Raw genomic sequence first — 24,370 nt, forward strand, 5'->3', positions numbered from 1 at the left:
AGACGGCGGAGAAACCCTGGGCTCCGGCTTTCGCCGGAGAACTGATTAGGGATGACGGATATGACGGGACCATTCGACCTGACCGGCAAGGTGGCGATCGTCACCGGTTCCTCGCGGGGGATTGGCAAGGCTTCGGCCGAGGCGCTGGCGGATGCGGGCGCCAAGGTGGTGATCTCCAGCCGCAAGCAGGACGCGTGCGACGAGGTCGCGGCCGAGATCAACGCGAAGCATGGGGCGGGTACCGCGCTGGCGGTGGCGGCGAGCATCTCGGACAAGGAAGCGCTGCGGCATCTGGTCGAGGAAACGCGGCGGGTGTTTAGCCGGGTGGACGTGCTGATCTGCAACGCCGCCTCCAATCCCTATTACGGGCCGCTCGAGGGGATCGCCGACGACCAGTTCCGCAAGATCCTCGACAACAACATCCTGTCCAACCACTGGCTGATCCAGATGGTCGCACCCGAGATGCGCGAGCGCCGCGAGGGCTCGATCGTGATCATCTCTTCGATCGGAGGCTTGCGCGGATCACCGGTGATCGGGGCGTACAACGTCTCCAAGGCGGCCGACCTGCAGCTCGCGCGCAACTATGCGGTGGAGTTCGGGCCCGACAATGTGCGGGTCAACTGCATCGCGCCGGGTCTGATCAGGACTGATTTCGCGCGGGCGCTGTGGGAGGATCCCGAGCGTGCCAAGGCGACCAATTCGACCACACCGCTGCGTCGGATCGGCGAGCCGGAGGAGATTGCGGGCGCGGTGGTGTATCTCGCCAGCCGGGCGAGCGCGTTCATGACCGGGCAGGCGATGGTGATCGATGGCGGGGTGACGATCTAGCTGGTGCTCCTGCGAAAGCAGGAGCCCAGAGTTGTGGAGGGGGCGACGTTTGTGGCCCTGAGCTCCTGCTTTCGCAGGAGCACGTGGAAGGGATTTCGATGCAGTTCGCAGGCAAGACAGCAATCGTCACCGGCGCCGGTTCGGGGATCGGGCGGGCGACGGCGCGGGCGTTCGCGGAAGCCGGCGCGATGGTGGTCGCGGCGGACCTGAGCGAGGCGGTGGAGGAGACCGTCGCCGGCTATGAGGCCATGCTCGCGGTGCGGATGGATGCGGGCGATGAGGGCGGTGTCGAGCGGCTGGTCGCCACCGCAGTCGAGCGCTTCGGCGGGCTCGACATCTTCTACGCCAATGCCGGCATCTCGGGCGGTGCCACGGGCATCTTCGATACGCCGACCGAGCTCTGGGCGGAGGTGCTGCGCGTGAACCTGATCGGGCCGGCGCTGGCGATCAAGCATGCGGGGCCGCGGATCGTCGAGCGGGGTGGCGGGGCCATTATCTGCACCGCGAGCGTGGCGGGGCTGCGCTCGGGCGCTGGCGGGCCGGCCTATTCGGCGAGCAAGGCGGGGGTGATCAATCTCGTCCAGACCGCGGCGCAGCAGTTCGCGGGATCGGGTGTGCGGGTGAACGCGATCTGCCCGGGGCTGATCGAGACCGGCATGACCGAGCGTGCCTTCACCTATGCCCGTGAGAACGGCAAGGAGGACAAGCTCGGCCGGCTCAACCCGCTGCGCCGTGCCGGCCAGCCCGAGGAGATCGCCCGGGTGGCATTGTTCCTCGCTTCCGACGCGGCGAGCTATGTCAACGGCCAGGCCTGGGTGGTGGATGGCGGGCTGTCGTCCAGCCATCCGGTGACGCGGCAGGAATTCGGCAAGCCGGCCTTCTAGGACGCGGCGACCCTCCCGAAGCGGATCGAAGCGCGATTGACTCGAGTCTGCACGCAGGCCAGCTTCCATGCAAAGCAGGAGAGGGGAACTGCATGCGGGGCATAGTGCGTGGCGCGATCCTGGCCGGGCTGCTCGTCGCTGTGGCGACGCCGGCGATGGCCCAGGAGGACGATGGCGGCGGGGCCGGCGAGATCATCGTCACCGGCCTGCGCAGGCTCAATCCCGATGACGATGATGACAACAAGACGGTGAAGCCCATCCCTGTGCCGGCGGCGGTGCAGACATTGCGGCGCACCGCGGACTTTGCCGTGCAGCAGGTCGTCATCGTCAGCGATACGGTCGGTGAGGAGGCCGCCCGCGAGGAAGTGCTGGCGATGACGCGCAAGGCGATCGATCTTTCCGCCGGCGCGGGCACCTTGCTGGCGACCGGTGAGCTGGTGGTCGAGCCGCTGACTACCGGCAACTACAAGGAACTGGTGTTCATCGACGATGACGACGAGTTCGACGGCGAACTGGTCAAGTTCCTGGTCAAGGTGCCGCTGGCGCCGGGCATCGATGCCAAGGCGGCGCTGGCCAAGATCGAGCGGTTCATGAAGTCGGTGCCCGCCGTGGGACGAGCGGAGATCAAGCCCTATAGCGAGCTGACGCTGAGCGTGGTGAACCCCGAGCAATATCGCGGCGCGATCATCGACCTGGTGGCGAAGGACACGGCGGCGACCAGCGCGCGCTTCGGGGCAGGCTATGGCGTTGAGGTCACCGGGCTCGATCGGCCGGTGCAGTGGAAGCGGGCCGGGCTGACCGAGGTGCAACTGTTCCTGCCCTCCGCCGCCACCGTGCAGCCGCGCAACTGATCGGAAGAGAGCGATGAACAAGATCCTCAAGATCCTGGCGATTGGAGCGGGACTGCTCGGCATCGCCGCGCCGGCGCTGGCGCAGGAAGTGATCGTGACCGGGTCGCGGCGGGGCGGCGACGCAGGCTATTATGGCGGCATCGTCGCCACCTCGCGGCCGGTCGTCGCGCTGAAGCGCACCGCCGATTACGGCGTGCAATCGGTCCACGTCGCGGGCGACGAGCGTGACAGGGAGAAGCGCCGGGCGGACCTGAAGGAGACGATCCGCGCGATGATCGCTGCTGCCGCGAAGCAAGGCTTCGAGCTTGCGACGGGCGACTATGTGCTGCAGCCGCTGACGCTCGCCAATTACGAGAATCTCTATTTCAGCGGGGACGGGCGCCCCGATACCGATCGCGCCGAGTTCCTGGTCAAGCTGAAGCTTGCACCGGGGACGCCGGAGAAGGTGGCGGCGGATCGGATCGCGGCCTTCTTCAAGTCGGTGCCCAAGGCAGGGCGAACGGTGATCCGGGCGGACGGCAGGCTCACGCTGAGCGTGGTCAATCCGGACCAGTACCGCGCCGCGATCATCGAGCTGATCGCAGCCGATGCGGCGATGGCTTCGGGCAAGTTCGGCGGGACCAGCGGCGTGGACGTGAGCGGGCTCGACCGGCCGGTGGAATGGGCGCGCGCCGAAGAGACCAACGTCTTCCTGTTCCTCCCCGCCAGCTATGTGGTCCGCAAGCGTTGAGCTCCGGGACCGTCGAGATTGTCGCCACGCCCGCCGGCGAGGCACCGCTCTGGGTGCGCGAGGCTTGGATCGGCATGGCGCTGCCGCTGTCGCCGGGACCGAATGGCGGCATGCACGAAGTGGTGGGCGTGCTCAGCCTTGGGCGCCGGCCGAGCCTGCTCGGAAGGCTGCTGCTCGGCAGGGCGCGCCGCCGCATCAGCGGATATCGCGTGCCGAGCGCGGAGGCGATCCGGCTGCTCGCCGAGCATCGGGCGGACGCCGCACAATGGTGGAGGGCCAACACCGACCTGACCGCGTGCGGCGATTTCCTGTTCGATGCGCCGGCATGCCGGGTGAAGAGCGAGGCGCCCTAGCCCTTGACCCGGACCAGCCCCTCCTGGGCGACACTGGCGACCAGCCGGCCGTCGCGGCTGTAGATGCGGCCGCGGTTGAAGCCGCGGCTATGGCCGGCCCAGGGGCTGTCCGTGGTGTAGAGCAGCCATTCGTCGAAGCGGAAGGGCTCATGCAGCCAGACCGCGTGATCGAGGCTGGCGGTCTGCACGCCGCCGGTCATCCAGCTGACCCCGTGCGGGAGCATGCAGGTGCCGAGCAGGGTCATGTCGGTGGCGTAGGTGAGCATCGCGCGGTGGAGCGAGGGATCGTCGGGCAGCGGTGCCACAACGCGGAACCAGCTGTGTTGGACTGGCTCCTGGGCGACCGGCTTGAACCAGTTGCGCGGGTTGACCGGGCGGATCTCGATCGGGCGCGCGCGCAGGAAGAAGCGGCGGAACTTCTCCGGCACCTCGTCGCGGATCGCCTCGCGCAGGTCGCGCTCCGACACCAGGCTGTCGGGATCGGGCACCTCGGGCATGTCGAACTGGTGGTGCAGGCCCTCGGCAGGGAGCTGGAAGCTTGCGGTCATGTTGAGGATCGGCTGGCCGCCCTGCATCGCGATGACCCGGCGATTGGCGAAGCTGCGCCCGTCGAAATCGCGCACGACCCGGTAGATGATCGGGTGGTTCTCGTCCCCGGGGCGCATGAAATAGGCGTGGAGGGAGTGGGCGACCTTATCGTCCTCGACCGAGCGTTGGGCGGCCTGTAGCGCCTGGGCGACGACTTGGCCGCCGAACACGCGGCCGACGCCGCCGGGCTGGCGGGGGCCGCGATAGAGATCGGTGTCGATGCATTCGACGTCGAGCAGGGCGGTGAGCTGGTCGACCAGGGCCTGGGGTTCGGTGGCGCGCTGGGGGGTGTTGTCAGCCATTATTCTCACCGTCATCCCCGCGAAGGCGGGGATCCAGGGTAACGGAGCGACGCGCTTTGCGACTCTGGATCCCCGCCTTCGCGGGTATGACGAAAAGAGAGGTGCGCGCGGTTCGCATCAATAACCCGCCGCTTCCGCCAGGGCGTTGGCGTGGAAGTTGGTGTCTCCGAACATCTCCGCCAGCACCCGGGCGCGCTTCATGAAGAAGCCGATGTCGAACTCGTCGGTCATGCCGATGCCGCCATGCATCTGGACACCTTCCTGCACGGCGAGCGTGGTGGCAAGGCCGGTCATCGCCTTGGCGACGGCGACGGCCTCGGTCGCATCCTGCCCGGCGTCGAGCAGCTGCTGCGCCTTGAGCACGGCGGCGCGTGCGACCTCCATCTCGCTGTAGAGGTGCGCGGCGCGGTGCTGCAGGGCCTGGAAGCTGCCGATCGCGACGCCGAACTGCTTGCGATCCTTGAGGTAATTGACCGTCATGTCCATCGCGCCGCCGCCTACGCCGACCAGCTCGGCCGAGGCACCGGTGCGGCCTGCCGCCAGCAGGCGGGCGAGGGGGCCGTCACCCTGATCGACTTCGCCCAGAACTGTATCGGAATCGACACTGACATCCGCAAAGGTGACATGCGAGGCCAAACTGGAGTCGGCCAGACGTTCGGTACGTACCTCGATTCCGGGGGTTTTCGGATCGATTACGAAGAGCGTCAGTCCCGAACTGGACGCTCCGGCCGCGGAAGTTCGCGCGGCGACGATCATCAGGTCGGCGACATGGGCGTGCGCGACGAAACGCTTGGCGCCGGAGAGCCGAAAACCGTTGCCCGCGCGCTCGGCGGCGAGCGAAACCTGGCCTGTGAACTTCGGCGTCTCATCGATCGCCAGCGCTGCGACGGTGTCGCCGGCGAGGATGCCGGGGTACCAGCGCGCGGCATGGCCGGTGCCCTTCAATGCCTCGACCGCCGCCACCGCCGTGGCGAGGAAGGGGGAGGGCGACAGGTTGCGGCCGATCTCCTCGAGCACCACGCCCGCCTCGACATGGCCGAGACCCAGGCCGCCGTCGGCTTCCGGGATCAGGATGCCGGTGAAGCCCATTTCAGCGAACTGCTTCCAGAGTTCAAGGCTGAAGCCGGTGGGATCGTTCGCGTCGCGCAGGGCGCGTATATGGGCGACGGGGGCTTCCGCGGCGACGAAGTCCTTCGCGGTGTCGCGGAGCATGGTCTGGTCGTCGTTGAGGTAGAGGGGCATTTCTCACTCCGTCATCCCGGCGAAAGCCGGGATCTCGTGCCAAATGTCGTTTGCTTGCCGCCTGAGATCCCGGCTTTCGCCGGGATGACGATCAGGAGGGCAAATCCAAAATCCGCTTGGCGATGATGTTGAGCTGGATCTCGCTGGTGCCGCCCTCGATCGAATTGGCCTTGGTGCGGAGCCATGACCGGGCTGCGGCGCCCTGGTGCGAGTCCTCGCTTTCCCATTCGAGCGCGTCGCTGCCGCCGGCGGCCATCTGGAGCTCGTGGCGGGTCTTGTTCAGCTCGGTGCCGTAATATTTCATCATCGAGGGCTGGGCAGGGTGCGCCTGGCCGGCCTTCAATTCGTCGATGAACTTCTCGGACATCGCCGCGAACGCCTTGGAGCGCACCTGGAACAGCGCGATCTGGGCGCGCAGGATCGGATCGACCCCGGCGCGGGCGGCTTCGACCAGCGGGTCCTTGCCGGCGCCGCCGAGGCCGAAGCCCGAGATCATCTCCCGCTCATGGCCGAGCAGGTATTTGGCGACATCCCAGCCCTTGTTGAGCGTGCCGAGCAGGTTGGCCTTGGGTACCTCGACATTGTCGAAGAAGGTTTCGCAGAAGGGCGAATTGCCGCTGATCAGCAGGATCGGCTTGGTGCTGACGCCCGGCGAGGCCATGTCGAACAGCAGGAAGCTGATGCCGGCCTGCTTGACGGTCTTGTCGGTGCGGACGAGGCAGAAAATCCAGTCGGCCTTGTCGGCATAGCTGGTCCAGACCTTCTGGCCGTTGACGACAAAATGATCGCCCGCATCATCCGCGGAAGTTTGCAGTCCCGCCAGATCGGAGCCGGCATTGGGCTCGCTATAGCCCTGGCACCAGCGGATCTCGCCGCGTGCAATCTTCGGGAGATGGTCGAGCTTCTGTTCCTCGGTGCCGTATTTGAGCAGCGCCGGGCCGAGCATCGAGATGCCGAAGCTGTTGAGCGGGTTGCGCGCCTTGATGCGCTTCAGCTCCTCGCGGAGGATCTTGGTCTCCGCGGGGGAGAGACCTCCTCCTCCATACTCCTTGGGCCAGTCGGGCACCGTCCAGCCGCGCGCGCCCATCCGGTCCATCCAGAGCTTCTGGTCGGGATGCGCATATTCCGGGTTGCGGCCGCCCCAGGTGGTTTCCTTTTCCGACTTGGGCGGGGTGCGCATCTCGGTCGGGCAGTTTTCCTCCAGCCAGGCGCGGGTTTCGGCGCGGAATTGGTCAAGTGCTTCGGTCATTGGATTTTCTCACGCGGAGGCGCGGAGGCGCGGAGGAGATTGGGTGCACGCAAAGGCGCTAAGACGCGAAGAGGGTGAGATTGTTCGCGCAGAGGCGCGGAGGACGCAGAGGAGGATCGCCAGCGGTGAGGGCGGTATGCCGCGCTAGCGGCAGGCATTTTGGCAAGGCTCAGAGTTGAGCCACCGCGTGCGCGGTGGGCAACCTTCTCCGCGCCCTCTGCGCCTCCGCGCGAATGAAAATCTTCGCGTCTTCGCGTCTTCGCGTGAACCATTTCTGGCTCCTCTTCCAAGGAAGGGATGGGACGTCGTGCGTTGCGACTGCCCCTCTCCCCGACCCTCTCCCCGCGAGCGGGGAGAGGGAGGTTGGCTTACTTGTTGAACTTCTCGCCCTTTTCCGCCTTTTCGCGGAGCAGGGGGGCGACTTCGAAGCCGTACTTCTCGAGGCCGGCGACGATCTTCGCCAGGCCCTCGGTGTCGGCCCAGAACATCGGGCCGCCGCGGTACGGGGGCCAGCCATAGCCGTACACCCAGACAACATCGATGTCGGAGGCACGCTGCGCCATCTTCTCGGCGAGGATCAGCGCGCCTTCGTTGACCATGGTGTAGAGCGTGCGGACGACGATCTCCTCCTCGGTGATCTCGTGGCTCGGCACGTTCAGCTTTTCGCGCCATTCGGCGATCAGCTCGGCGACGCGCGGGCTGTTCGAGGGCTGACGCTTCTCGTCATAGTCGTAGAAGCCTGCGCTCTTCTTCTGGCCCCAGCGGCCCTCGGCGGCGAGCGCGTCGCGGATGTTCTCGATCCGGTTCGGGTCGCGGTGCCAGCCGATGTCGACACCGGCGAGATCGGCCATCTGGAACGGACCCATCGGCATGCCGAAGGCGACATGGACCTTGTCGATCTGCTCGGGCGTGGCGCCTTCGAGCAGCATCTTGTTGGCCTCGACCTGGCGCGGCATCAGCATGCGGTTGCCGATGAAGCCGTAGCAGACGCCGGCGATGACGGCGACCTTCTTGATCTTCTTCGAGATTGCCATGGCGGTGGCGAGCACGTCGTCGGCGGTCTTGGCGCCGCGGACGATCTCGAGCAGCTTCATCACGTTGGCCGGCGAGAAGAAGTGCAGGCCGAGCACGTCCTGCGGACGCGAGGTGGCTGCGGCGATCTCGTCGATGTTCAGATAGCTGGTGTTCGAGGCGAGGATGGCGCCCGGCTTGGCGATCTTGTCCAGCTTGCCGAAGATGTCCTTCTTGACGTCCATATTCTCATAGACCGCCTCGATGATCAGGTCGCACTCGCCGAGCGCGTCGAAATCGAGCGTCGTGTTGAGCAGGCCCATCGCGCCTTCCACCTGCTCGGCGGTCATGCGGCCCTTGGCGGCGGTCGCCTCGTAATTCTTGCGGATCACGCCGGTGCCGCGATCGAGTGCTTCCTGTGCCATCTCGACGATGGTCACCGGCACGCCGGCCGACAGGAAGTTCATCGAGATGCCGCCACCCATCGTGCCGGCGCCGATCACGCCGACGCGCTTGATGTCGCGCAGCGCAATGTCCTCGGCGATGCCGTCGATCTTCGCGGCCTTGCGCTCGGCGAAGAAGATGTGGCGGAGCGCGGCGGACTGGGTGCCCATGATCAGCTTCATGAAGCCCATGCGCTCGGCCTGGACACCCTCGGCATAGGGCTTGCCGGCGGTCTGCTCGATCAGGTCGAGGATCGTGTTCGGTGCGTCCATGCCGCGGAAACGCTTGGCGTTCTTGGCGCGGAAGGATTCGAACACCGCAGGGTCGACGGTGACCGGACGCTCGGACGAGCGCGAGACCGGCTGGCCGATCACTTCGTTCGCGAAGGCGACGGCGTCGGCGACGAGGTTGCCCTCGGTCGCGAGGCGATCGACCAGGCCGGCGGCCTTGGCCTGCTCGGCCGAGATCGGATCGCCTTTGGTCGCCATTTCAAGCGCGACTTCGATGCCCGCGACGCGCGGCATGCGCTGGGTACCGCCGGCGCCGGGCAGGATGCCGAGCTTGACTTCGGGCAGGCCGAACTTCGCCGAGGGAACCGCGATGCGATAGTGCGAGGCGAGCGCGACTTCGCAGCCGCCGCCGAGCGCGGTGCCGTGGACGGCCGAGATCACAGGCTTGTCGAGCGCTTCGATCGCGTCGACCAGCACGGGGAGCGAGGGCTCCTGCATCGGCTTGCCGAACTCGGTGATGTCGGCGCCGGCGAAGAAGGTCTTGCCCGCGCAGGTGATCACGACGGCCTTGATGCTGTCGTCGTTCTTGGCTTCCTCGATGCCCGCCTGGATTCCCTGGCGGACCGCGGCGCCGAGCGCATTCACCGGCGGATTGTCCGAGGTGATGACCAGGACGTCGCCCTGGCGGGTGGTGGTGATGGGGGAGGTCATGTTTGTCTCCAGTTTATCGGTTCACGCGTGGGCGTGGAGCGAGTGAGTTTGATTCACGCGAAGGCGCGAAGACACGAAGAAGATTTGGTTCGCGCAGAGGCGCGGAGGACGCAGAGAGGGTGAGGAGGCCACAGAATTGCGTCGCGTCAGCGGCAGCAAAAGCGGAGCGCGCGCAGATGGCCTGCCGCTTGCGCGGCGTACAACCTGCTCTGCGTCCTCTGCGCCTCTGCGCGAACCAATTCATGTCCCCCAGCCTCATCAGTCCGCCAATGCCGAATAGATCAGCGTCTTCAACTCGCGCCGGATCGGGTAGAGCATGGACGGCGAGAATTGCGTCATAAAGACCATCGAGATGCGCTCGACGGGATCGATGAAGAAGGCGGTCGAGAACATGCCGCCCCAATAATATTCGCCCGGGGAGCCCGGCATCATCGAGCGGGCGGGATCCATGGTGATCGCGAATCCAAGGCCGAAGCCGGTGCCGGCATTGGTGGTCTCGCTGAACAGCGACTGGGACATGGTTGCGAGGTCCGAGCCGCCGGGCAGGTGGTTGGCGGTCATCAGGTCGACCGTCTTGCGACTGACCAGCCGGGTGCCGCCCAGCTCGCCCTTGTTCAGGAAGAAGGTGCAGAAGCGGTGATAGTCGAGCGCGGTCGACACCAGGCCGCCGCCGCCCGAGACGAGGCGCGGCTCGCGCGACCAGGCGCTCTCGGCGCCGCGATCGTACATCACCCGGCCCTTGCCCTGGACCAGCGACCAGCAATCGGCGAGGCGATCGGTCTTGTCGGCGGGGACGGTGAAGCCGGTGTCGTGCATGCCGAGGGGCATGAAGATGCGCTGCTCGAAAAAGTCGCCGAGGCCCTGGCCCGAGACGCGCTCGACCACGGCGCCGAGCACGTCGGTGGAGACCGAGTAGTTCCATTCGGTGCCCGGCGAGAATTCGAGCGGGATCTTGCCGAGCGCGGCGACGAATTCGTCGAGGGTGAGGTTGCCGTGCCAGTTCTCGATCCTGCCCTCGCGATAGGCGGCATCGATGTTGGTGCGGTTCTGGAAGCTGTAGGTCAGGCCCGAAGTGTGGCGGAGCAGGTCCACCATCCGCATCGGCTCGTCGGTAGGAATGGTCTGGAACGGCACGCCCACGCCGCCGGCCTTGAACACGCCGAGCCCCTTCAGCTCGGGCAGGATGTGGTGGACCGGGGTGTCGAGCGCGAGCTTGCCCTCTTCGAGCAGCATCATGAAGGCGAGGCTGGTGACCGGCTTGGTCATGGAGGCGATGCGGAAGATCGTGGTCTCGTCGACCGGCGCGCCGCCCTCGCGGGCGGCACCCTGGTGCGAGAAATGCACGATCTCGCCATTCCGGGCGATCAGCAGCTGGGCATGGGGCAGCTTGCCCGAGTCGAGGTAGCGGGTCTTCAGATACGGATCGATCCGGGCCAGCCGCGCCGCATCGAAACCCTGACTTTCGGGCTTGGCAATCTTCATGCGGCTGGCATACCTCTCATTCGAAACCGGTGACTCGCATCTTCTACGGGACGCGCTCCCCCTATTGCCTTGAGCGCGCGATGAATCAACACTAACGTTGTTTACGGTACGGCATCCGATGCCAAACCCAACATTCTAGAAACATAAACCGCACAAGCTGGAGAGAATCGCCTTGGCCCCCGAACCCATCGTGCCGCTCGACCCCAAATGGCCCGCCATGTCGCTGGAGCAGGTGAAGGGGGCGCTCACCGCGCCCGGATCGCGTTTCGAGATGGAGGAGATCGAAATTCGCGGGGTGCCGACCCGGGTGTGGAAGAACGCCCCGCCGACGCTGGGCGTGCTGGCGCAGCTTGCCCGGCTTTATGGCGACCGCGTCTTCACCATCTATGAGGACGAGCGCGTCACCTATGACGCGAATTACCGTGCCGTCGTCCATCTGGCGCAGAAGCTGGCGGAGATGGGGGTGCAGAAGGGCGACCGCGTCGCGCTGGCGATGCGCAACCTGCCCGAATGGCCGACGATCTTCTTCGCCGCGACGAGCCTGGGCGCGATCATCGTGCCGCTCAATGCCTGGTGGACCGGCGGCGAGCTCGAATATGGGCTGAAGGATTCGGGCTCCAAGGTGCTGTTCGTCGATGCCGAGCGGCATGCACGGCTGAAGCAATGCTATGACGCGTTGCCCGACCTGGAGCGCGTGGTGGTGAGCCGCTGCGACGAGGAGCTGGGCGGCAAGGTCAGCCGGCTCGAGGTGCTGATCGGCATGCGGAGCGACTGGGCGAGCCTGCCCGACATTCCCTTCCCGCAGGTGGCGGTGGCGCCCGAGGACGACGCGACGATCTTCTACACCAGCGGCACCACCGGCAATCCCAAGGGCGCGCTGGGCACGCACCGCAACATCTGCACCAACATCCTGTCGAGCGGCTATAGCGCCGGGCGGGCGATGCTGCGCCGGGGCGAGATCCCGCCGGCGGCGATCCCGCACAAGGTGGGCCTGCTGGTCATCCCGCTGTTCCACGTCACGGCGTGCAGCGCCGCGCTGATGGGCGGGATCGCCAGCGGCCAGACGATCGTGTTCATGCGCCGCTGGGACCCGGTGAAGGCGATGGAGATCATCCAGCGCGAGAAGGTCAACGCCACCGGCGGCGTGCCGACCATTGCCTGGCAGCTGCTCGAGCATCCCGAGCGCGGCAACTACGACCTCTCCAGCCTGGAAGTGGTCTCCTATGGTGGCGCCCCCTCGGCGCCCGAGCTGGTCAAGCGCATCCATGAGGAGTTCGGCGCGCTGCCCGGCAATGGCTGGGGGATGACCGAGACGATGGCGACGGTGACCCAGCATAGCGGCGAGGATTACCTGACCCGGCCGACCAGCGCCGGCCAGCCCGTGGCGACCGCGGACCTCAAGATCATGACCGTCGAGGGTGATCGCGAGTTGCCCGTCGGCGAGGTGGGTGAGCTCTGGGCCAAGGGGCCGATGATCGTGAAGGGCTATTGGAACAAGCCCGAGGCGACGGCGGAGACCTTCGTCGAGGGCTGGGTGCGCACCGGCGACCTGGCCAGGCTCGACGAGGAAGGGTTCCTCTACATCGTCGATCGCGCCAAGGACATCATCATCCGCGGCGGCGAGAACATCTATTCGAGCGAAGTCGAGGACGTGCTCTACGCCTTCCCCGGGGTGATGGACGCGGCGCTGATCGGGGTGCCGCACAAGACGCTGGGCGAGGAGCCGGTGGCGGTGGTCCACCTGGCGCAGGGCACGAGCGCGACCGAGGCGGAACTGCAGGACTTCGTCCGCGAGCGGCTGGCGGGGTTCAAGGTACCGGTGCAGGTGCGCTTCGCCGCGGATACGCTGCCGAGGAACGCCAATGGCAAGATCCTGAAGAAGGACCTGCGCGCGCTGTTCGTGGGGGCGACGGCGGCCTGAGCCGCATTTTCGCTGGCCGGGGAAGCGGGCTGCGCTAGGCTCCGCATCCGAAAGGGAGACCATGGGATATCGATCGCGGGGCGTTCCCTGGCGTAACGGCTGCTTCCCTGGTCCCGCCGGAGCTGGTGCGGACCCAATCGGCGCCTGCTTTTCCGCCGGTCGACGCGCGCTGCATGTAGCGGGTCGGCGATTCCGCTCCGCCCGATCCCGCAGCGATGTCGGTGCGGCTGGCCGAACTGGCTGGCAGCAGATCGGTGAATTGGCGGTTCGACCCCTTCGCTTCCAACATCCCCCGCCTGGAGATGTTGCAATCGCTTGCCGACGCGGCTTTCGCGCGCGGTCGCGCGGCAGGGGGGTGGCGCAATGGGAGAAAGGGGTGATCCCATTTTAGGTCAATGAGACGCTGCTGCGCAGGTCGGTGGAGGAATAGACGAAGATGTTTCTTGGGTAACCGGGTGAAATCAAGAATTCAGCACCACCCGAAATGCGAATGGCTCCGCGCTGCCATGTTGCCCCTGAAATCCGGTCAGTACTGGTTCATTCCTGGCCCTTTATACGTTGATCCCGGAGTCGAGAATCCATCACCGAATTGGACAGAATAGATGTTGAAACGAACCATTTTGACCCTGATAATGGTGGGGACCGCAGTTCCTGCCTGGGCACAGGCCGGCGGGCGCAGCGATCGGGGGGATATTTCCGAGTTCCGTAGCTCAAGTTCGAAGCATGCCGCGCGCATAGCGGCGTGCAAGCGTTTCGAGCGCGAGCAGCGGGTGGCAAATTCTTCTCCGGAAACCGGATCGGATGCGCAAAGGGGGAGCGCGGATGAGAAGAAATTGTCTGGCAATGTCGGTCTTGTGCGTGCTGCTGACGCAGCCCGCCCTTGCGCAACGCGCCGACCGGACTGATCGCGGAGACCTGTCGGAATCGCGCCGCGCCACGCGCCCGCCTCAACGGACGCCGGCGCCGTCTCCGCTTCCGCGGGAACAGCTGTTCGCAGCCCTCCTGGCGGAGGAAGGGGAGGAGGAGCCGGCAAAGCCAAGCTGGGCCTTCAACGTTGGCAGTCCGGTCCTGCTCGACGTCAATCCCGCCGGGGCGCCCGGAGGCTCGGCAGATGCGCTTTATGGCGATCCGTCCTTCTCCGCCGAATATTCGCGTCCGGGGATATTCCCGCGTTGGGACCTGACGGTCAGTGGCGCCGCGGACGCCGACCTGTATTCGTACGATCCGGACGAACTGGACGAAACCCGCCTCGATGGCGGGGTAATCCTGAGCAGGGACTTCGCCGGTGTCGGCAAGTTCTCGCTGGGTTTCAAGGAGCGCGTTGTGTTCTCGGGCGCCGGCTTCGAGACGTTCAACTATGCGCTTCAGCGCTATGTGATGAGTTTCAAGCCGAAGATATCGGACAATTTCTCGCTCGCGCTGACGGGTGAGTTCCGTACATCGACCCAATCGAAGCAGCGGCGCTGGTTTGCGGACCTCAACATGAAATGGACTGCGCTCGCGACCAAGGACGGGACGCTGACCTTCGCGCAGCAATTCTCGCTCTCCGAATTCCGGAAGGGCGGAAACAGCGGTCGCGAGGACCTGCTCTCGCAGACCAAGGTGACGTTTGTCCCGGAGCTTTCGCTGCCGGACGGATTTACCTTCGATATCAGCGCGACCCTGATCCGCCGCTTCTCGAACCGGGCGGACAACCGGTTCACCGATGTGCAGGTAGGGCCCAGCTTCAGTTATGATTTCTAGCTGAGCCGGGCGCGTCTCAATGCGCTCGCACGCCCGTGATGGCGTGTTGCCAGCCGGTGAGGCGTGACTCGCGTTTTTCGGCTTCCAGCTTCGGTTCGAACGTCAGCCCCGCGCCGCGCATCCTGGATGCTTCCTCCAACCCGTTGAACATGCCGCAGCCGATTCCGGCCAGCATCGCGGCGCCGAGTGCCGTCGTCTCGGCGAAGTCGGGGCGGTCGACGGGGATGGCGAGGATGTCGGCGAGGTCCTGGGCGATCCAGTCGTTGGTGACCATGCCGCCGTCCACGCGGAGGCGCGACCAGTCGGCGCCGTCGGCGGCGAAGGCAGTCTTCAGGTCATGGCTCTGGTGCGCCATCGCCTCCAGCGCGGCGCGGACGATATGGGCGCGGGTGGCGGCGAAGCTGAGGCCGGAGATCGCGGCGCGCGCCTCGGGTTCCCACCAGGGCGCGCCGAGGCCGGACAAAGCGGGGACGAGGTAGACGCCGCCATTGTCCTTCACGGAGCGGGCCAGGCCCTCGGTCTCCTGCGCGGTCTCGATCAGCTTCACGGAGTCGCGCAGCCACTGGACGAGGCTGCCGGCGACGAACACCGAGCCTTCGATCGCATAGGTGCGCCGGCCGTTCAGCTGCCACAACACGGTGGCGAGCAGGCGGTTCTTGGACGAGGGCGGGGCGCTGCCGGCATTGGTGAGGACGAAGGCGCCGGTGCCATAGGTCGCCTTGGTGTCACCCTTCTCCAGGCAGGCCTGGCCGATCGTTGCGGCCTGCTGGTCGCCGGCGAGGCCGCAGATCGGGATCTCGCCGCCGAACAGCTTCGTCGTGCCGAACTTCCCCGCGCAGTCGACGATCTCGGGCAGGGCTTCGCGAGGCGCGGAGAACATGTCGAGCAGCCCGTCGCTCCAGCCGCCTGAGCCGAGGCCCATCAGCAGGGTGCGCGAGGCGTTGGTGGCGTCGGTGACATGGAGGCCGCCGGTGAGCTTCCACACCAGCCAGCTCTCCACCGTGCCGATCGCCAGCCGGTCGCCGACGCCCTTGAGCTGCGGCCAGTTGCGCATCGCCCAGGCGATCTTGGTGCCCGAGAAATAGGGATCGAGCAGCAGGCCGGTGCGGGCCTGGACGCCCGGCTCCTCGCCGGCGTCGCGCCAGGCGCGGCACAGGGCGGCGCTGCGCCGGTCCTGCCAGACGATGGCGGGGGCGAGGGGCTCCCCTGTCGTCTTGTCCCAGAAGACGATCGTCTCGCGCTGGTTGGTGATGCCGATCGCGGCGATATGCTCGGGCCCGCCAGCCTCGCGGACCATGGCATGGGCGCATTCCAGGGTGCGGCGCCAGATCTCGTTCGCATCATGCTCGACCAGGCCGGGGCCGGGATAATGCTGGGTGAGCTCGGCGCTGTGGCTGCCCAGGCATTTGCCCGAGGGCGCGAAGAGCATCGCGCGGGTGGAAGTGGTGCCCTCGTCGAGGACTAGGATGTTCTCGCCCATAATCCCAAGCTAGCCGGGATTACATCCGTTGCAATCCACGCTAGGGTTACCGAAGCGCAAGGGAAGGGCAGAAGTGAACGATCGACCCGACAGCATCGGTGGCGAACCCATGGACGACGGCGTGCCCTCGGGCGCGGCGCGGGGGCCTCTGGTCGGCCAGGAGAATATGGGCGACGGCCAGAAGCGCGACCGGCTGATGGCCGCGACGACGCTGATCGCAGGTGTGGGCCTGCTGCTCGCGCTGCCCTTCGCGCTGCAGGCGGGGGCGGTTTTCTTCCTGCCGCTGACCACCGCGCTGGTGATCGCCATTGCCCTGGTGCCGCTGCTCGAATGGCTGGAGCGGCACCGGCTGCCGGCGCCGATTGCGGCGTTCATCTGCGTGCTGCTGTTCCTGATCGCGGCGAACGTCGCGCTGGCCTCGATCGTGGTGCCGGCCTGGCAGTGGATCCGCGACCTTCCCGCCAAGATCCCGCAGATCCAGGAAAATCTGAAGCCGCTGATCGAGTTCTACGCGAACCTCGACAGCTTCGTGAACAAGACGGTGATGAACTTCGCCTCGGCGCCGATGAAGCAGCCCGAGGTGATGGCCGCGACGCCGCCGCGCTCGCTGATCGACCTGTTCGCTACCTCGGCACCGTCGGCGCTGCTCGAGATGTTCTTCGCCATCCTGGTCATCTATTTCTTCCTCTCGGGCTGGACCCGGCTGCGGCGCAACGCGATCACCAGCCGGTCGAGCTTCGGCGGGGCGATGGCGACCGCGCGGGTGATCCAGGACGTGGTGGACGACACCTCGGCCTACCTGGGCACGATCACGCTGATCAACCTGACCTTGGGACTGATCGTCGCGGGTGTGCTCTGGGCGATCGGCATGCCGACCCCGCTGATGTGGGGCGGCATCGTCACGCTGCTCAACTACATCCCCTATTTCGGGCCGGTCTTCGCCGCGCTGCTGCTCGCCATGGGCGGGCTGATGACCTTTCCGGACCTGGGCTGGGCCTTCGTGCCGCCGATCGTGATGATCGCCTGCCACCTGGTGGAGGCCAACGTCGTCACGCCGCTGGTGGTCGGACACCGGCTGACGATCAGCCCGATCATGATCCTGATCTCGCTGAGCTTCTGGGGCTGGGTGTGGGGCACCACCGGCGCGCTGCTGGCGGTGCCGCTGCTGATCATCATCCAGACCGTGGTCAACGCCGCGGGCAAGCCGGACATCGCCGGTTTCCTGTTCGAACACGGGACCTTGGTGAACGATCCTGTGGATAATCGACCGCTCCGGCGAAAAAGTCGCGACCAATCCGGTTGACACCCCCAAAAGTCGCGTCTAGTGCCCGCCTCCTCGCTTCGAGAGAGCGGGTGTAGCTCAGTTGGTTAGAGCGCCGGCCTGTCACGCCGGAGGTCGCGGGTTCGAGCCCCGTCACTCGCGCCATTCCCCAGATCATCGCACGGGAAGGCGCCCCATGGGCGGCCCGACCGGAGGATGTCATCCGGGGCTGGTTGGTTCTCGAAACGCGTAATGCGGGTGTAGCTCAGTTGGTTAGAGCGCCGGCCTGTCACGCCGGAGGTCGCGGGTTCGAGCCCCGTCACTCGCGCCACGCACTGCGTGGGCATCTCCTACATCGCTGGCCGTACCGACGCGGCAAAGGACACGAAGTACACGCCAAAGGCGGGTTTTCGCGGTGCCGGATCCAGCATGCCTGCCGGAGGCGCGCCGCATCTCGCAACTTTGTTGCGTCGACGGCATCCTATCTTTCCTACGCAGTCAAAAAGCGGCGGCCCTTGCCGGCCTCGCTTCGCCGCAAATCCAAGGACATCGCCGGTGCCCGGCTCGTTGATCCCCCGGGGCATTTGAGGAGCGACGGCGATGGAACTCGAGACGCGCGAAACGCATGACATGATTGCCTCCGATCGAGTCGAGGGCACGGCAGTCTACAACCGGGAAGGCGAGCGGCTGGGCACGGTCCACCGCTTCATGGTCGACAAGGTATCGGGCCAGGCCGAATATGCGGTGCTGTCGTTCGGCGGTCTGTTCGGGCTGGGCAACCGGCACTATCCGCTGCCCTGGCAGAAACTCACCTACGACACCGACAAGGGCGGCTATGTGGTCGACCTGACCAAGGAGCAGCTGGAAGGCGCGCCGAGCTATGACGAGGAAGGCAGCGACCGGCCGGCCTATGACCGCGAATATGGCGAGCGCCTCTATGGCTATTACGGCATGACCTATTGAGCAGCGCCCCTCAGGCGCGGCGCCAGCGGCCGGTTTCCATCCAGCGCAGGGCGCCGCCCAGGGGCAGGATCCAGACGATGCCGGTGACGACATAGATCGGCAGCTGGGCGAGGACGTGCAGCTGCCCGATCCAGCGCGAGAAGCTGGCGACCAGGACGATCCAGACGAAGATCCAGGCGACGATGGCCAGCGCGCCCGCCGGCTTGCGCCAGCTCGGCGCTACGCTTCCGCGTGCCATGTCATGCCCTCCTCGGTGATCACCGCCTGGAGCGGCACGTCCCAGATTTCCGACGGGATCGCCGGCACTTGCTGCATCGCCCAGGCGACGCCGACGCGCCAGGCATCGGGATAGCGGGCAAAGGCGCGGTCGTAATGGGCGGCGCCCTGGCCGAGCCGGTTGAGCCGCGCGTCGAAGCCGACCAGCGGGGTGAGGATCACGTCGGGCGCCACCTCTGGGCTGTTCTCGTGCGGCTGGCGCAGGCTGAACGGCCCATCGACCAGCGGCTCGCCCATCTGCCAGGCGAGGAAGCGGATCGGCGCGGCGCGATCGACGACGAAGGGGAGGGCGAGGGCGCAGCCCTTCTCGGCCGCGGCGGCGGCGAGCTGGGTGGGATCGGCCTCGCTGCCGATCGCGACATAGGTGGCGACGATCATCTCGGGCCGCAGCCGCTCGACGAACGCTTCGGGCGCGAGGATCGCCTCGCTCGCTTCGATGGCGAAGGCGTCGCGCTCGGCACGGAGCTGCGCCCGGAGGGCAAGCTTGTCGATCATGCGATGCTTTTAGGGGAGCGGTGGCGGGACCGCCATGGCCGTTTGCCAGAAATATCCTCTGACGCCCGTTACGTCAGGTGGGGACCATGTGCCGCGGACCAGGATCCGCACAGGGACAGCCCCCATGGATGATGAATAGCCTCAGGGATAATTGCTATGGCTCGTACCGGGCAGTGCCCGCCGTTGGTGGATGTAGGAGGTTGGGCGGAGGTTCGCAACCACTCCGTCATCCCGGCGAACGCCGGGATCTCGTGCGGCTCCTTTCCTGCGCCTTCGCCTGAGATCCCGGCTTTCGCCGGGATGACGGCTTGGCTCAAGCCTCCGCGGCATCCTCTTCGAGCGCAGCGGCCACGGCTTCCAGCCGGTCGGCGATGCGTTCCAGCAGGACCGGCGAGACGCCTTCCGGCGGGTTGCGCTCGGTCTCGTCGAGCAGGTCGGCGAGGATCAGCGCGAGATAGACCAGGGTGCGCTCGGCATTGAGCCCGCCCGAGGCGCGCAGGGCGGTGTCCGCATGCCTCTGGAGGATCGATTCCAGGTGGCGGATGTGCGTCTCGTCGCCTTCGCGCGCGGCGACCGAATAGCTGCGGCCGGCGACGCTGATATCGATATCGGCCATCAGTCTTCCTCACCCTTGGCTTCGCGGGCGATCAGCGCGTCGAGCGACGACACCGCGCCCTCGATGCGCGCGCGCAGCTTGGCGTGGCGCTGGGTGATGCGGTCATGGGCATAGGCCCGCGCGGCTGCGGCCTTCTCGATGCGGACGAGGGCCAGTTCGATACGATCGGCGGGCGTACTTGCCATATCCAAGCGTTACGCACCCCCACCGAAGCTATCAACCCCCGAATGGCACCGGTTTCATGGCGGCTTCGACAGAGCGGATCATTGCAGCGCCGGTTCGAGTCCGGGCGCGAGCCGGTTGACGTGGGCCCGCAAGGGCACCAAAGGCGTCCGCGCCAGCATCATGGGGACTCTCAAGTGACCGCAAGCTTCACCGACTGCGCCAATGCCATCCGGGCATTGTCGATGGACGCCGTGGAGGCGGCCAATTCGGGGCATCCGGGCATGCCGATGGGCATGGCCGACGTCGCCACCGTGCTGTTCCAGAACTATCTGAAGTTCGATCCCACCGATCCCAAATGGGCGGACCGCGATCGCTTCATCCTGTCGGCCGGCCATGGTTCGATGCTGCAATATTCGCTGCTGCATCTGACCGGCTATGCCCGCCCGACGCTGAAGGACATCCAGGACTTCCGCCAGATCGGCAGCCCCTGCGCCGGCCACCCCGAGAATTTCGAGCTGGCGGGTGTCGAGTGCACCACCGGCCCGCTCGGCCAGGGCTTCGCGATGGCGGTGGGCTTCGCCGCTGCCGAGCGTCACCTGAACGCCGTCTATGGCGACGACCTGGTCGACCACCGCACCTGGGTGATCGCCGGCGACGGCTGCCTGATGGAAGGCATCAACCACGAGGCGGTCGGCCTGGCCGGGCATCTGAAGCTCGGCAAGCTGATCGTGCTGTGGGACGACAACAAGATCACGATCGACGGCGCCGTCTCGCTCTCGTCGAGCGAGGACATCCCCGCGCGCTACCGCGCCTCGGGCTGGCAGGTCGTCGCGTGCGACGGCCATGACCAGGCCGACATCGCCCGCGCGATCGACGAGGCGCTCGCCAGCGATCTGCCGTCGCTCGTTCAGTGCCACACGATCATCGGCAAGGGTGCGCCGAACAAGCAGGGCTCGTCCAAGGTCCATGGTTCGCCGCTGGGTGCCGACGAAGTCGCCGCCGCCCGCGCCGCGCTGGGCTGGAACCACCCGGCCTTCGAGATCCCGGGCGACATCCGCGAGACCTGGCTCGAGGCCGGCAAGCGTGGTGCCGCGCCGCATGCCGAATGGAAGAAGCGCCTGGAGGCGCATGAGGACCGCGCCGAGTTCGAGCGCCGGATGCGCGGCGAGCTGCCGGCCTGGTTCTCGATGCAGGACCATATCCAGGGCCTGATCGAGGCGCCGCAGAAGGTCGCGACCCGCAAGGCGAGCGAGATGGCGCTCGAGGCGATCAACGCGCAGATCCCCGACACCGTCGGCGGCTCGGCCGACCTGACCGGTTCGAACAACACCCTGACCAAGGGTCTGGGTGCGTTCACCGCCGACAATTACGCCAGCCGCTACGTCTATTACGGCATCCGCGAGTTCGGCATGTCGGCGGCGATGAACGGCATGGCGCTGCATGGCGGCGTGATCCCCTATGGCGGCACCTTCCTGGTGTTCGCGGACTATGCCCGCGCGGCGATCCGCCTCTCGGCGCTGCAGCAGGCGCGCGTGATCTATGTGATGACGCACGACTCGATCGGCCTGGGCGAAGACGGCCCGACCCACCAGCCGGTGGAGCATCTGACCAGCCTGCGCCTGATCCCCAATCTCGACGTCTATCGCCCGTGCGACGTGGTCGAGACCGCGGAGTGCTGGGAACTGGCGCTGCAGAAGGCGGACGGCCCCGGCCTGCTCGCGCTCAGCCGCCAGAACCTGCCGCAGCTGCGCCTCGAAGCGGGCGAGAACCGCTCGGCGCGCGGCGGCTACGCCATTCGCGAAGCCGAGGCGCCGCGCCAGGTGGTGCTGCTCGCCAGCGGCTCGGAAGTCGAGATCGCCGTTGCGGTGCGCGACGAGCTGGAAGCCCAGGGCATCGGCGCCGACGTCGTCTCGATGCCGTGCTGGGAGCGCTTCGACGCGCAGGACGCGCAGTACAAGCGCGACCTGCTGCCGGCGCATGCGCTCAAGGTCTCGATCGAGGCCGGCACCACGCTCGGCTGGGAGCGATACACTGGCTTGGATGGACTAAACTTTGGCGTCGATGGATTTGGCGCCTCGGGTCCCTATTTGAAGCTCTACGAGCATTTCGGGCTCACTGCGGGAGCCATCGTTCCGCAGATCATCGAGAAGTTGAACGGAGAACAGGCATGACGAAGGTTGCGATCAACGGGTTCGGGCGCATCGGTCGACTGGTGGCGCGCGCGATCCTCGAGCGCCCCGACAGCGGGCTCGAGCTGGTCACGATCAACGATCTCGCGGACGCCAAGTCGAACGCCTGGCTGTTCTCACGCGACAGCGTGCACGGCAAATATCCGGGCACCGTCACCGCTGAGGGCGATGACCTGGTCATCGACGGCAAGCGCATCAAGGTGACCAAGGAGCGTGATCCCGCCAACCTGCCGCACGCCGCCAATGGCGTGGAGCTGGTGCTGGAGTGCACCGGCTTCTTCACCGACCGTGCCTCGGCCCAGAAGCACATCGATGCCGGCGCCAAGAAGGTGCTGATCTCGGCTCCGGGCAAGAATGTCGACCTGACCGTCGTGTTCGGCGTCAACAACGACAAGCTCGAGGCCGGCCACACGATCGTCTCGAACGCGTCGTGCACCACCAACTGCCTGGCGCCGGTCGCCAAGGTCCTCAACGACGCGATCGGCATCGAGCGCGGCCTGATGACCACGGTCCACGCCTATACCAACGACCAGAAGATCCTCGACCAGATCCACCCGGACCTGCGTCGTGCGCGCGCCGCGGCGATGAGCATCATCCCGACCACCACCGGTGCCGCCCGCGCCGTGGCCGAGGTGCTGCCCGAGCTGAAGGGCAAGCTGGACGGCTCGGCGATCCGCGTTCCGGTTCCGGACGGCAGCCTTGTCGATCTGACCTTCACCCCGAAGCGCGACACGACCGTCGAGGAAGTCAATTCGGTGCTGAAGGCGGCGTCGGAGAGCGGTCCGCTCAAGGGCATCCTCTGGTATTCGGACGAGCCGCTGGTCTCGATCGACATCGTCCACACCTCGGCCTCGTCGACCGTCGACAGCCTGGAGACCGCGGTGATCGACGGCAAGCTGGTGCGCGTCGTCAGCTGGTACGACAATGAGTGGGGCTTCTCGAACCGCATGGTGGACACGGCCACCGCGATGGCGAAGCTGGGCTGACGCCCCTGACCACCTTGATCCGACTATCCTGAGTAGGGCTGAGCTTGTCGAAGCCCGTATCGAAGGGCTCCTTCGATACGCCATTTCGACAAGCTCAATGGCTACTCAGGATGATCGGTGGAGGGGTGGCCTGTTGAATTTGTTTAGGAGTTCCACATGACCCGCCCCTTCAAGACGCTCGACGACATGGGCGACATCGCCGGCAAGCGCGTGCTGGTCCGCGAGGACCTGAACGTGCCGATGGCCGACGGTGCCGTGACCGACGACACCCGGCTGCGCGCCGCGGTGCAGACTGTCGCCGAGCTGGCGGACAAGGGCGCCAGGGTCGTGGTCCTCGCGCATTTCGGGCGGCCCAAGGGGCAGCGTAACCCCGAGATGAGCCTGTCGCTGGTCACGCAGCCGTTCAGCCATGTGCTCGGCCGCGAAGTGCGCTTCATCGACACCGATGGTGCGGCGGAAGCGATCGACGCGATGGGCGAGGGCGACATCGCCCTGCTCGAGAACACCCGCTTCGACGCCGGCGAGGAGAAGAACGCACCCGAGACCGTCGCCGCGCTCGCCGCGCTGGGCGATCTCTATGTCAACGACGCCTTCTCGGCCGCGCACCGCGCCCATGCCTCGACCGAGGGCCTGGCGCACAAGCTGCCGGCATTCGCCGGACGCCAGATGGAAGCCGAGCTCGATGCGCTGGAAAAGGCGCTGGGCACGCCGCAGCAGCCGGTCGCGGCGGTGGTCGGCGGCGCCAAGGTCTCGACCAAGCTCGACGTGCTCAAGCACCTGGTCGACAAGGTCGATCACCTGATCATCGGTGGCGGCATGGCCAACACCTTCCTCGCCGCGCGCGGCGTCGATGTGGGCAAGTCGCTGTGCGAGCATGACCTGACCGGCACCGCCGAGGAGATCCTCGATGCGGCCGACAAGGCGAACTGCACCGTCCACCTGCCGTACGACGTGGTGGTGGCGAAGGAATTCGCGGCCAATCCGCCGAGCCTGCGCACCGTCAACGTCCACGAAGTCGCGGCCGACGAGATGATCCTCGACATCGGTCCGGCGGCGACCGAAGCGCTGGCTGACGTGCTCAAGACCTGCCGCACCCTGGTGTGGAACGGTCCGCTCGGCGCGTTCGAGACGCCGCCGTTCGACACGGCGACGGTTTCGCTCGCCAAGACCGCGGCGGCGCTGACCAAGGAAGGCCAGCTCGTCTCGGTCGCCGGTGGTGGCGACACGGTGGCGGCGCTCAACCAGGCCGGCGTTTCGGGCGACTTCACCTTCGTCTCGACCGCGGGCGGCGCCTTTCTGGAGTGGATGGAAGGCAAGGAACTGCCCGGCGTCGCGGCGCTGGCGCGCTGATCCGATTTCGGGGGTGCCGT

At 66.6% G+C, this 24,370-nt stretch carries 22 protein-coding genes and 2 tRNA genes; 14 read left to right on the forward strand and 10 right to left on the reverse strand.

What is annotated here, in order from left to right; all coding sequences use genetic code 11:
- Nucleotides 1–60 precede the first annotated feature (60 nt).
- From ACEN8G_RS08800 to ACEN8G_RS08820, 5 genes are all read left to right on the forward strand, one after another.
- A complete protein-coding gene (locus ACEN8G_RS08800) occupies nucleotides 61–828 on the forward strand; it encodes an SDR family oxidoreductase (protein ID WP_413416170.1) in 768 nt (255 codons plus the stop codon).
- A 98-nt stretch (nucleotides 829–926) separates the two neighbouring features.
- A complete protein-coding gene (locus ACEN8G_RS08805) occupies nucleotides 927–1,712 on the forward strand; it encodes an SDR family NAD(P)-dependent oxidoreductase (protein WP_413416171.1) in 786 nt (261 codons plus the stop codon).
- Nucleotides 1,713–1,804: 92 nt separating this feature from the next.
- On the forward strand, nucleotides 1,805–2,563 hold the full coding sequence (locus ACEN8G_RS08810) for a TonB-dependent receptor (protein ID WP_413416172.1): 759 nt from the start codon (nucleotides 1,805–1,807) through the stop codon (nucleotides 2,561–2,563).
- 13 nt (nucleotides 2,564–2,576) lie between these two features.
- On the forward strand, nucleotides 2,577–3,293 hold the full coding sequence (locus tag ACEN8G_RS08815; RefSeq protein WP_413416173.1) for a TonB-dependent receptor: 717 nt from the start codon (nucleotides 2,577–2,579) through the stop codon (nucleotides 3,291–3,293).
- Complete coding sequence (locus ACEN8G_RS08820) at nucleotides 3,290–3,646, forward strand: hypothetical protein (RefSeq protein WP_413416174.1); 357 nt, start codon at nucleotides 3,290–3,292, stop codon at nucleotides 3,644–3,646. Before ACEN8G_RS08815 ends, ACEN8G_RS08820 begins: the two co-directional genes overlap by 4 nt.
- On the opposite strand, the gene ACEN8G_RS08825 is transcribed toward ACEN8G_RS08820, so the two are convergent.
- The 5 genes from ACEN8G_RS08825 to ACEN8G_RS08845 all read right to left on the reverse strand — a co-directional run bounded on the left by ACEN8G_RS08825 (nucleotide 3,643) and on the right by ACEN8G_RS08845 (nucleotide 10,905).
- Nucleotides 3,643–4,536 carry an acyl-CoA thioesterase gene (locus ACEN8G_RS08825; RefSeq protein ID WP_413416175.1) on the reverse strand — a complete coding sequence of 298 codons (894 nt, stop codon included), beginning with the start codon at nucleotides 4,534–4,536 and terminating at the stop codon, nucleotides 3,643–3,645. The genes ACEN8G_RS08820 and ACEN8G_RS08825 overlap by 4 nt on opposite strands.
- A 117-nt stretch (nucleotides 4,537–4,653) precedes the next feature.
- Complete coding sequence (locus ACEN8G_RS08830) at nucleotides 4,654–5,778, reverse strand: acyl-CoA dehydrogenase family protein (protein WP_413416176.1); 1,125 nt, start codon at nucleotides 5,776–5,778, stop codon at nucleotides 4,654–4,656.
- Between the two features lie 91 nt (nucleotides 5,779–5,869).
- Nucleotides 5,870–7,027 carry an acyl-CoA dehydrogenase family protein gene (locus ACEN8G_RS08835; protein WP_413414622.1) on the reverse strand — a complete coding sequence of 386 codons (1,158 nt, stop codon included), beginning with the start codon at nucleotides 7,025–7,027 and terminating at the stop codon, nucleotides 5,870–5,872.
- Between the two features lie 368 nt (nucleotides 7,028–7,395).
- Nucleotides 7,396–9,423: a 3-hydroxyacyl-CoA dehydrogenase NAD-binding domain-containing protein gene (locus tag ACEN8G_RS08840; RefSeq protein ID WP_413414623.1), complete on the reverse strand. Its 2,028-nt coding sequence runs from the start codon at nucleotides 9,421–9,423 to the stop codon at nucleotides 7,396–7,398.
- Between the two features lie 258 nt (nucleotides 9,424–9,681).
- Nucleotides 9,682–10,905, reverse strand: a complete 1,224-nt coding sequence (locus ACEN8G_RS08845) for a serine hydrolase domain-containing protein (protein WP_413414624.1) — start codon at nucleotides 10,903–10,905, stop codon at nucleotides 9,682–9,684.
- A gap of 217 nt (nucleotides 10,906–11,122) precedes the next feature.
- Here ACEN8G_RS08845 and ACEN8G_RS08850 point away from each other — a divergent pair, with 217 nt between their 5' ends.
- Nucleotides 11,123–12,826 carry a class I adenylate-forming enzyme family protein gene (locus ACEN8G_RS08850; RefSeq protein ID WP_413414671.1) on the forward strand — a complete coding sequence of 568 codons (1,704 nt, stop codon included), beginning with the start codon at nucleotides 11,123–11,125 and terminating at the stop codon, nucleotides 12,824–12,826.
- Between the two features lie 858 nt (nucleotides 12,827–13,684).
- Nucleotides 13,685–14,569, forward strand: a complete 885-nt coding sequence (locus ACEN8G_RS08855; RefSeq protein WP_413414625.1) for a hypothetical protein — start codon at nucleotides 13,685–13,687, stop codon at nucleotides 14,567–14,569.
- A 16-nt stretch (nucleotides 14,570–14,585) separates the two neighbouring features.
- On the opposite strand, the gene ACEN8G_RS08860 is transcribed toward ACEN8G_RS08855, so the two are convergent.
- On the reverse strand, nucleotides 14,586–16,049 hold the full coding sequence (locus tag ACEN8G_RS08860) for a glycerol kinase (RefSeq protein ID WP_413414626.1): 1,464 nt from the start codon (nucleotides 16,047–16,049) through the stop codon (nucleotides 14,586–14,588).
- Nucleotides 16,050–16,158: 109 nt separating this feature from the next.
- On the opposite strand from ACEN8G_RS08860, the gene ACEN8G_RS08865 reads away from it, so the two are divergent.
- The 4 genes from ACEN8G_RS08865 to ACEN8G_RS08880 all read left to right on the forward strand — a co-directional run bounded on the left by ACEN8G_RS08865 (nucleotide 16,159) and on the right by ACEN8G_RS08880 (nucleotide 18,273).
- Nucleotides 16,159–17,352 (forward strand): AI-2E family transporter, encoded by a 1,194-nt coding sequence (locus ACEN8G_RS08865; RefSeq protein ID WP_413414672.1) that lies wholly within the window; start codon nucleotides 16,159–16,161, stop codon nucleotides 17,350–17,352.
- A 46-nt stretch (nucleotides 17,353–17,398) separates the two neighbouring features.
- Nucleotides 17,399–17,475: transfer RNA gene (locus tag ACEN8G_RS08870), tRNA-Asp, on the forward strand.
- An 89-nt stretch (nucleotides 17,476–17,564) separates the two neighbouring features.
- Nucleotides 17,565–17,641 (forward strand) — tRNA-Asp (locus ACEN8G_RS08875).
- A 269-nt stretch (nucleotides 17,642–17,910) separates the two neighbouring features.
- Nucleotides 17,911–18,273 carry a PRC-barrel domain-containing protein gene (locus ACEN8G_RS08880; protein WP_373422985.1) on the forward strand — a complete coding sequence of 121 codons (363 nt, stop codon included), beginning with the start codon at nucleotides 17,911–17,913 and terminating at the stop codon, nucleotides 18,271–18,273.
- A 10-nt stretch (nucleotides 18,274–18,283) separates the two neighbouring features.
- Here ACEN8G_RS08880 and ACEN8G_RS08885 read toward each other — a convergent pair whose 3' ends face one another.
- The 4 genes from ACEN8G_RS08885 to ACEN8G_RS08900 all read right to left on the reverse strand — a co-directional run bounded on the left by ACEN8G_RS08885 (nucleotide 18,284) and on the right by ACEN8G_RS08900 (nucleotide 19,845).
- Nucleotides 18,284–18,511 (reverse strand): DUF2842 domain-containing protein, encoded by a 228-nt coding sequence (locus ACEN8G_RS08885; protein WP_413414627.1) that lies wholly within the window; start codon nucleotides 18,509–18,511, stop codon nucleotides 18,284–18,286.
- Nucleotides 18,493–19,044 (reverse strand): 5-formyltetrahydrofolate cyclo-ligase, encoded by a 552-nt coding sequence (locus ACEN8G_RS08890; RefSeq protein WP_413414628.1) that lies wholly within the window; start codon nucleotides 19,042–19,044, stop codon nucleotides 18,493–18,495. Before ACEN8G_RS08890 ends, ACEN8G_RS08885 begins: the two co-directional genes overlap by 19 nt.
- A 313-nt stretch (nucleotides 19,045–19,357) precedes the next feature.
- Nucleotides 19,358–19,660, reverse strand: coding sequence for a cell division protein ZapA (locus tag ACEN8G_RS08895; protein ID WP_413414629.1), 303 nt, complete (start codon nucleotides 19,658–19,660; stop codon nucleotides 19,358–19,360).
- On the reverse strand, nucleotides 19,660–19,845 hold the full coding sequence (locus ACEN8G_RS08900) for a hypothetical protein (RefSeq protein ID WP_413414630.1): 186 nt from the start codon (nucleotides 19,843–19,845) through the stop codon (nucleotides 19,660–19,662). Before ACEN8G_RS08900 ends, ACEN8G_RS08895 begins: the two co-directional genes overlap by 1 nt.
- Before the next feature lie 174 nt (nucleotides 19,846–20,019).
- Between ACEN8G_RS08900 and tkt the strand changes: the two genes are divergently transcribed.
- The 3 genes from tkt to ACEN8G_RS08915 all read left to right on the forward strand — a co-directional run bounded on the left by tkt (nucleotide 20,020) and on the right by ACEN8G_RS08915 (nucleotide 24,350).
- Entirely contained in the window at nucleotides 20,020–21,996 is a 1,977-nt protein-coding gene (gene tkt, locus ACEN8G_RS08905; RefSeq protein WP_413414631.1) for a transketolase, read from the forward strand.
- A complete protein-coding gene (gene gap, locus ACEN8G_RS08910; protein WP_413414632.1) occupies nucleotides 21,993–23,000 on the forward strand; it encodes a type I glyceraldehyde-3-phosphate dehydrogenase in 1,008 nt (335 codons plus the stop codon). The genes tkt and gap overlap by 4 nt, the downstream gene beginning before the upstream one ends.
- A 156-nt stretch (nucleotides 23,001–23,156) precedes the next feature.
- A complete protein-coding gene (locus tag ACEN8G_RS08915) occupies nucleotides 23,157–24,350 on the forward strand; it encodes a phosphoglycerate kinase (protein ID WP_413414633.1) in 1,194 nt (397 codons plus the stop codon).
- Nucleotides 24,351–24,370 lie beyond the last annotated feature (20 nt).

It is taken from the genome of Sphingomonas sp. Sphisp66, from assembly GCF_047324325.1.
GTDB lineage: Bacteria > Pseudomonadota > Alphaproteobacteria > Sphingomonadales > Sphingomonadaceae > Sphingomonas.

Bases quoted from the DNA above. Each gene is read 5' to 3' on its own strand.
- ACEN8G_RS08800 (WP_413416170.1), top strand. From the start codon at position 61: ATGACGGGACCATTCGACCTGACCGGCAAGGTGGCGATCGTCACCGGT.
- ACEN8G_RS08805 (WP_413416171.1), top strand. From the start codon at position 927: ATGCAGTTCGCAGGCAAGACAGCAATCGTCACCGGCGCCGGTTCGGGG.
- ACEN8G_RS08810 (WP_413416172.1), top strand. From the start codon at position 1,805: ATGCGGGGCATAGTGCGTGGCGCGATCCTGGCCGGGCTGCTCGTCGCT.
- ACEN8G_RS08815 (WP_413416173.1), top strand. From the start codon at position 2,577: ATGAACAAGATCCTCAAGATCCTGGCGATTGGAGCGGGACTGCTCGGC.
- ACEN8G_RS08825 (WP_413416175.1), bottom strand. From the start codon at position 4,536: ATGGCTGACAACACCCCCCAGCGCGCCACCGAACCCCAGGCCCTGGTC.
- ACEN8G_RS08830 (WP_413416176.1), bottom strand. From the start codon at position 5,778: ATGCCCCTCTACCTCAACGACGACCAGACCATGCTCCGCGACACCGCG.
- ACEN8G_RS08835 (WP_413414622.1), bottom strand. From the start codon at position 7,027: ATGACCGAAGCACTTGACCAATTCCGCGCCGAAACCCGCGCCTGGCTG.
- ACEN8G_RS08840 (WP_413414623.1), bottom strand. From the start codon at position 9,423: ATGACCTCCCCCATCACCACCACCCGCCAGGGCGACGTCCTGGTCATC.
- ACEN8G_RS08845 (WP_413414624.1), bottom strand. From the start codon at position 10,905: ATGAAGATTGCCAAGCCCGAAAGTCAGGGTTTCGATGCGGCGCGGCTG.
- ACEN8G_RS08850 (WP_413414671.1), top strand. From the start codon at position 11,123: ATGTCGCTGGAGCAGGTGAAGGGGGCGCTCACCGCGCCCGGATCGCGT.
- ACEN8G_RS08860 (WP_413414626.1), bottom strand. From the start codon at position 16,049: ATGGGCGAGAACATCCTAGTCCTCGACGAGGGCACCACTTCCACCCGC.
- ACEN8G_RS08865 (WP_413414672.1), top strand. From the start codon at position 16,159: ATGGACGACGGCGTGCCCTCGGGCGCGGCGCGGGGGCCTCTGGTCGGC.
- ACEN8G_RS08880 (WP_373422985.1), top strand. From the start codon at position 17,911: ATGGAACTCGAGACGCGCGAAACGCATGACATGATTGCCTCCGATCGA.
- ACEN8G_RS08885 (WP_413414627.1), bottom strand. From the start codon at position 18,511: ATGGCACGCGGAAGCGTAGCGCCGAGCTGGCGCAAGCCGGCGGGCGCG.
- ACEN8G_RS08890 (WP_413414628.1), bottom strand. From the start codon at position 19,044: ATGATCGACAAGCTTGCCCTCCGGGCGCAGCTCCGTGCCGAGCGCGAC.
- ACEN8G_RS08895 (WP_413414629.1), bottom strand. From the start codon at position 19,660: ATGGCCGATATCGATATCAGCGTCGCCGGCCGCAGCTATTCGGTCGCC.
- ACEN8G_RS08900 (WP_413414630.1), bottom strand. From the start codon at position 19,845: ATGGCAAGTACGCCCGCCGATCGTATCGAACTGGCCCTCGTCCGCATC.
- gap (WP_413414632.1), top strand. From the start codon at position 21,993: ATGACGAAGGTTGCGATCAACGGGTTCGGGCGCATCGGTCGACTGGTG.
- ACEN8G_RS08915 (WP_413414633.1), top strand. From the start codon at position 23,157: ATGACCCGCCCCTTCAAGACGCTCGACGACATGGGCGACATCGCCGGC.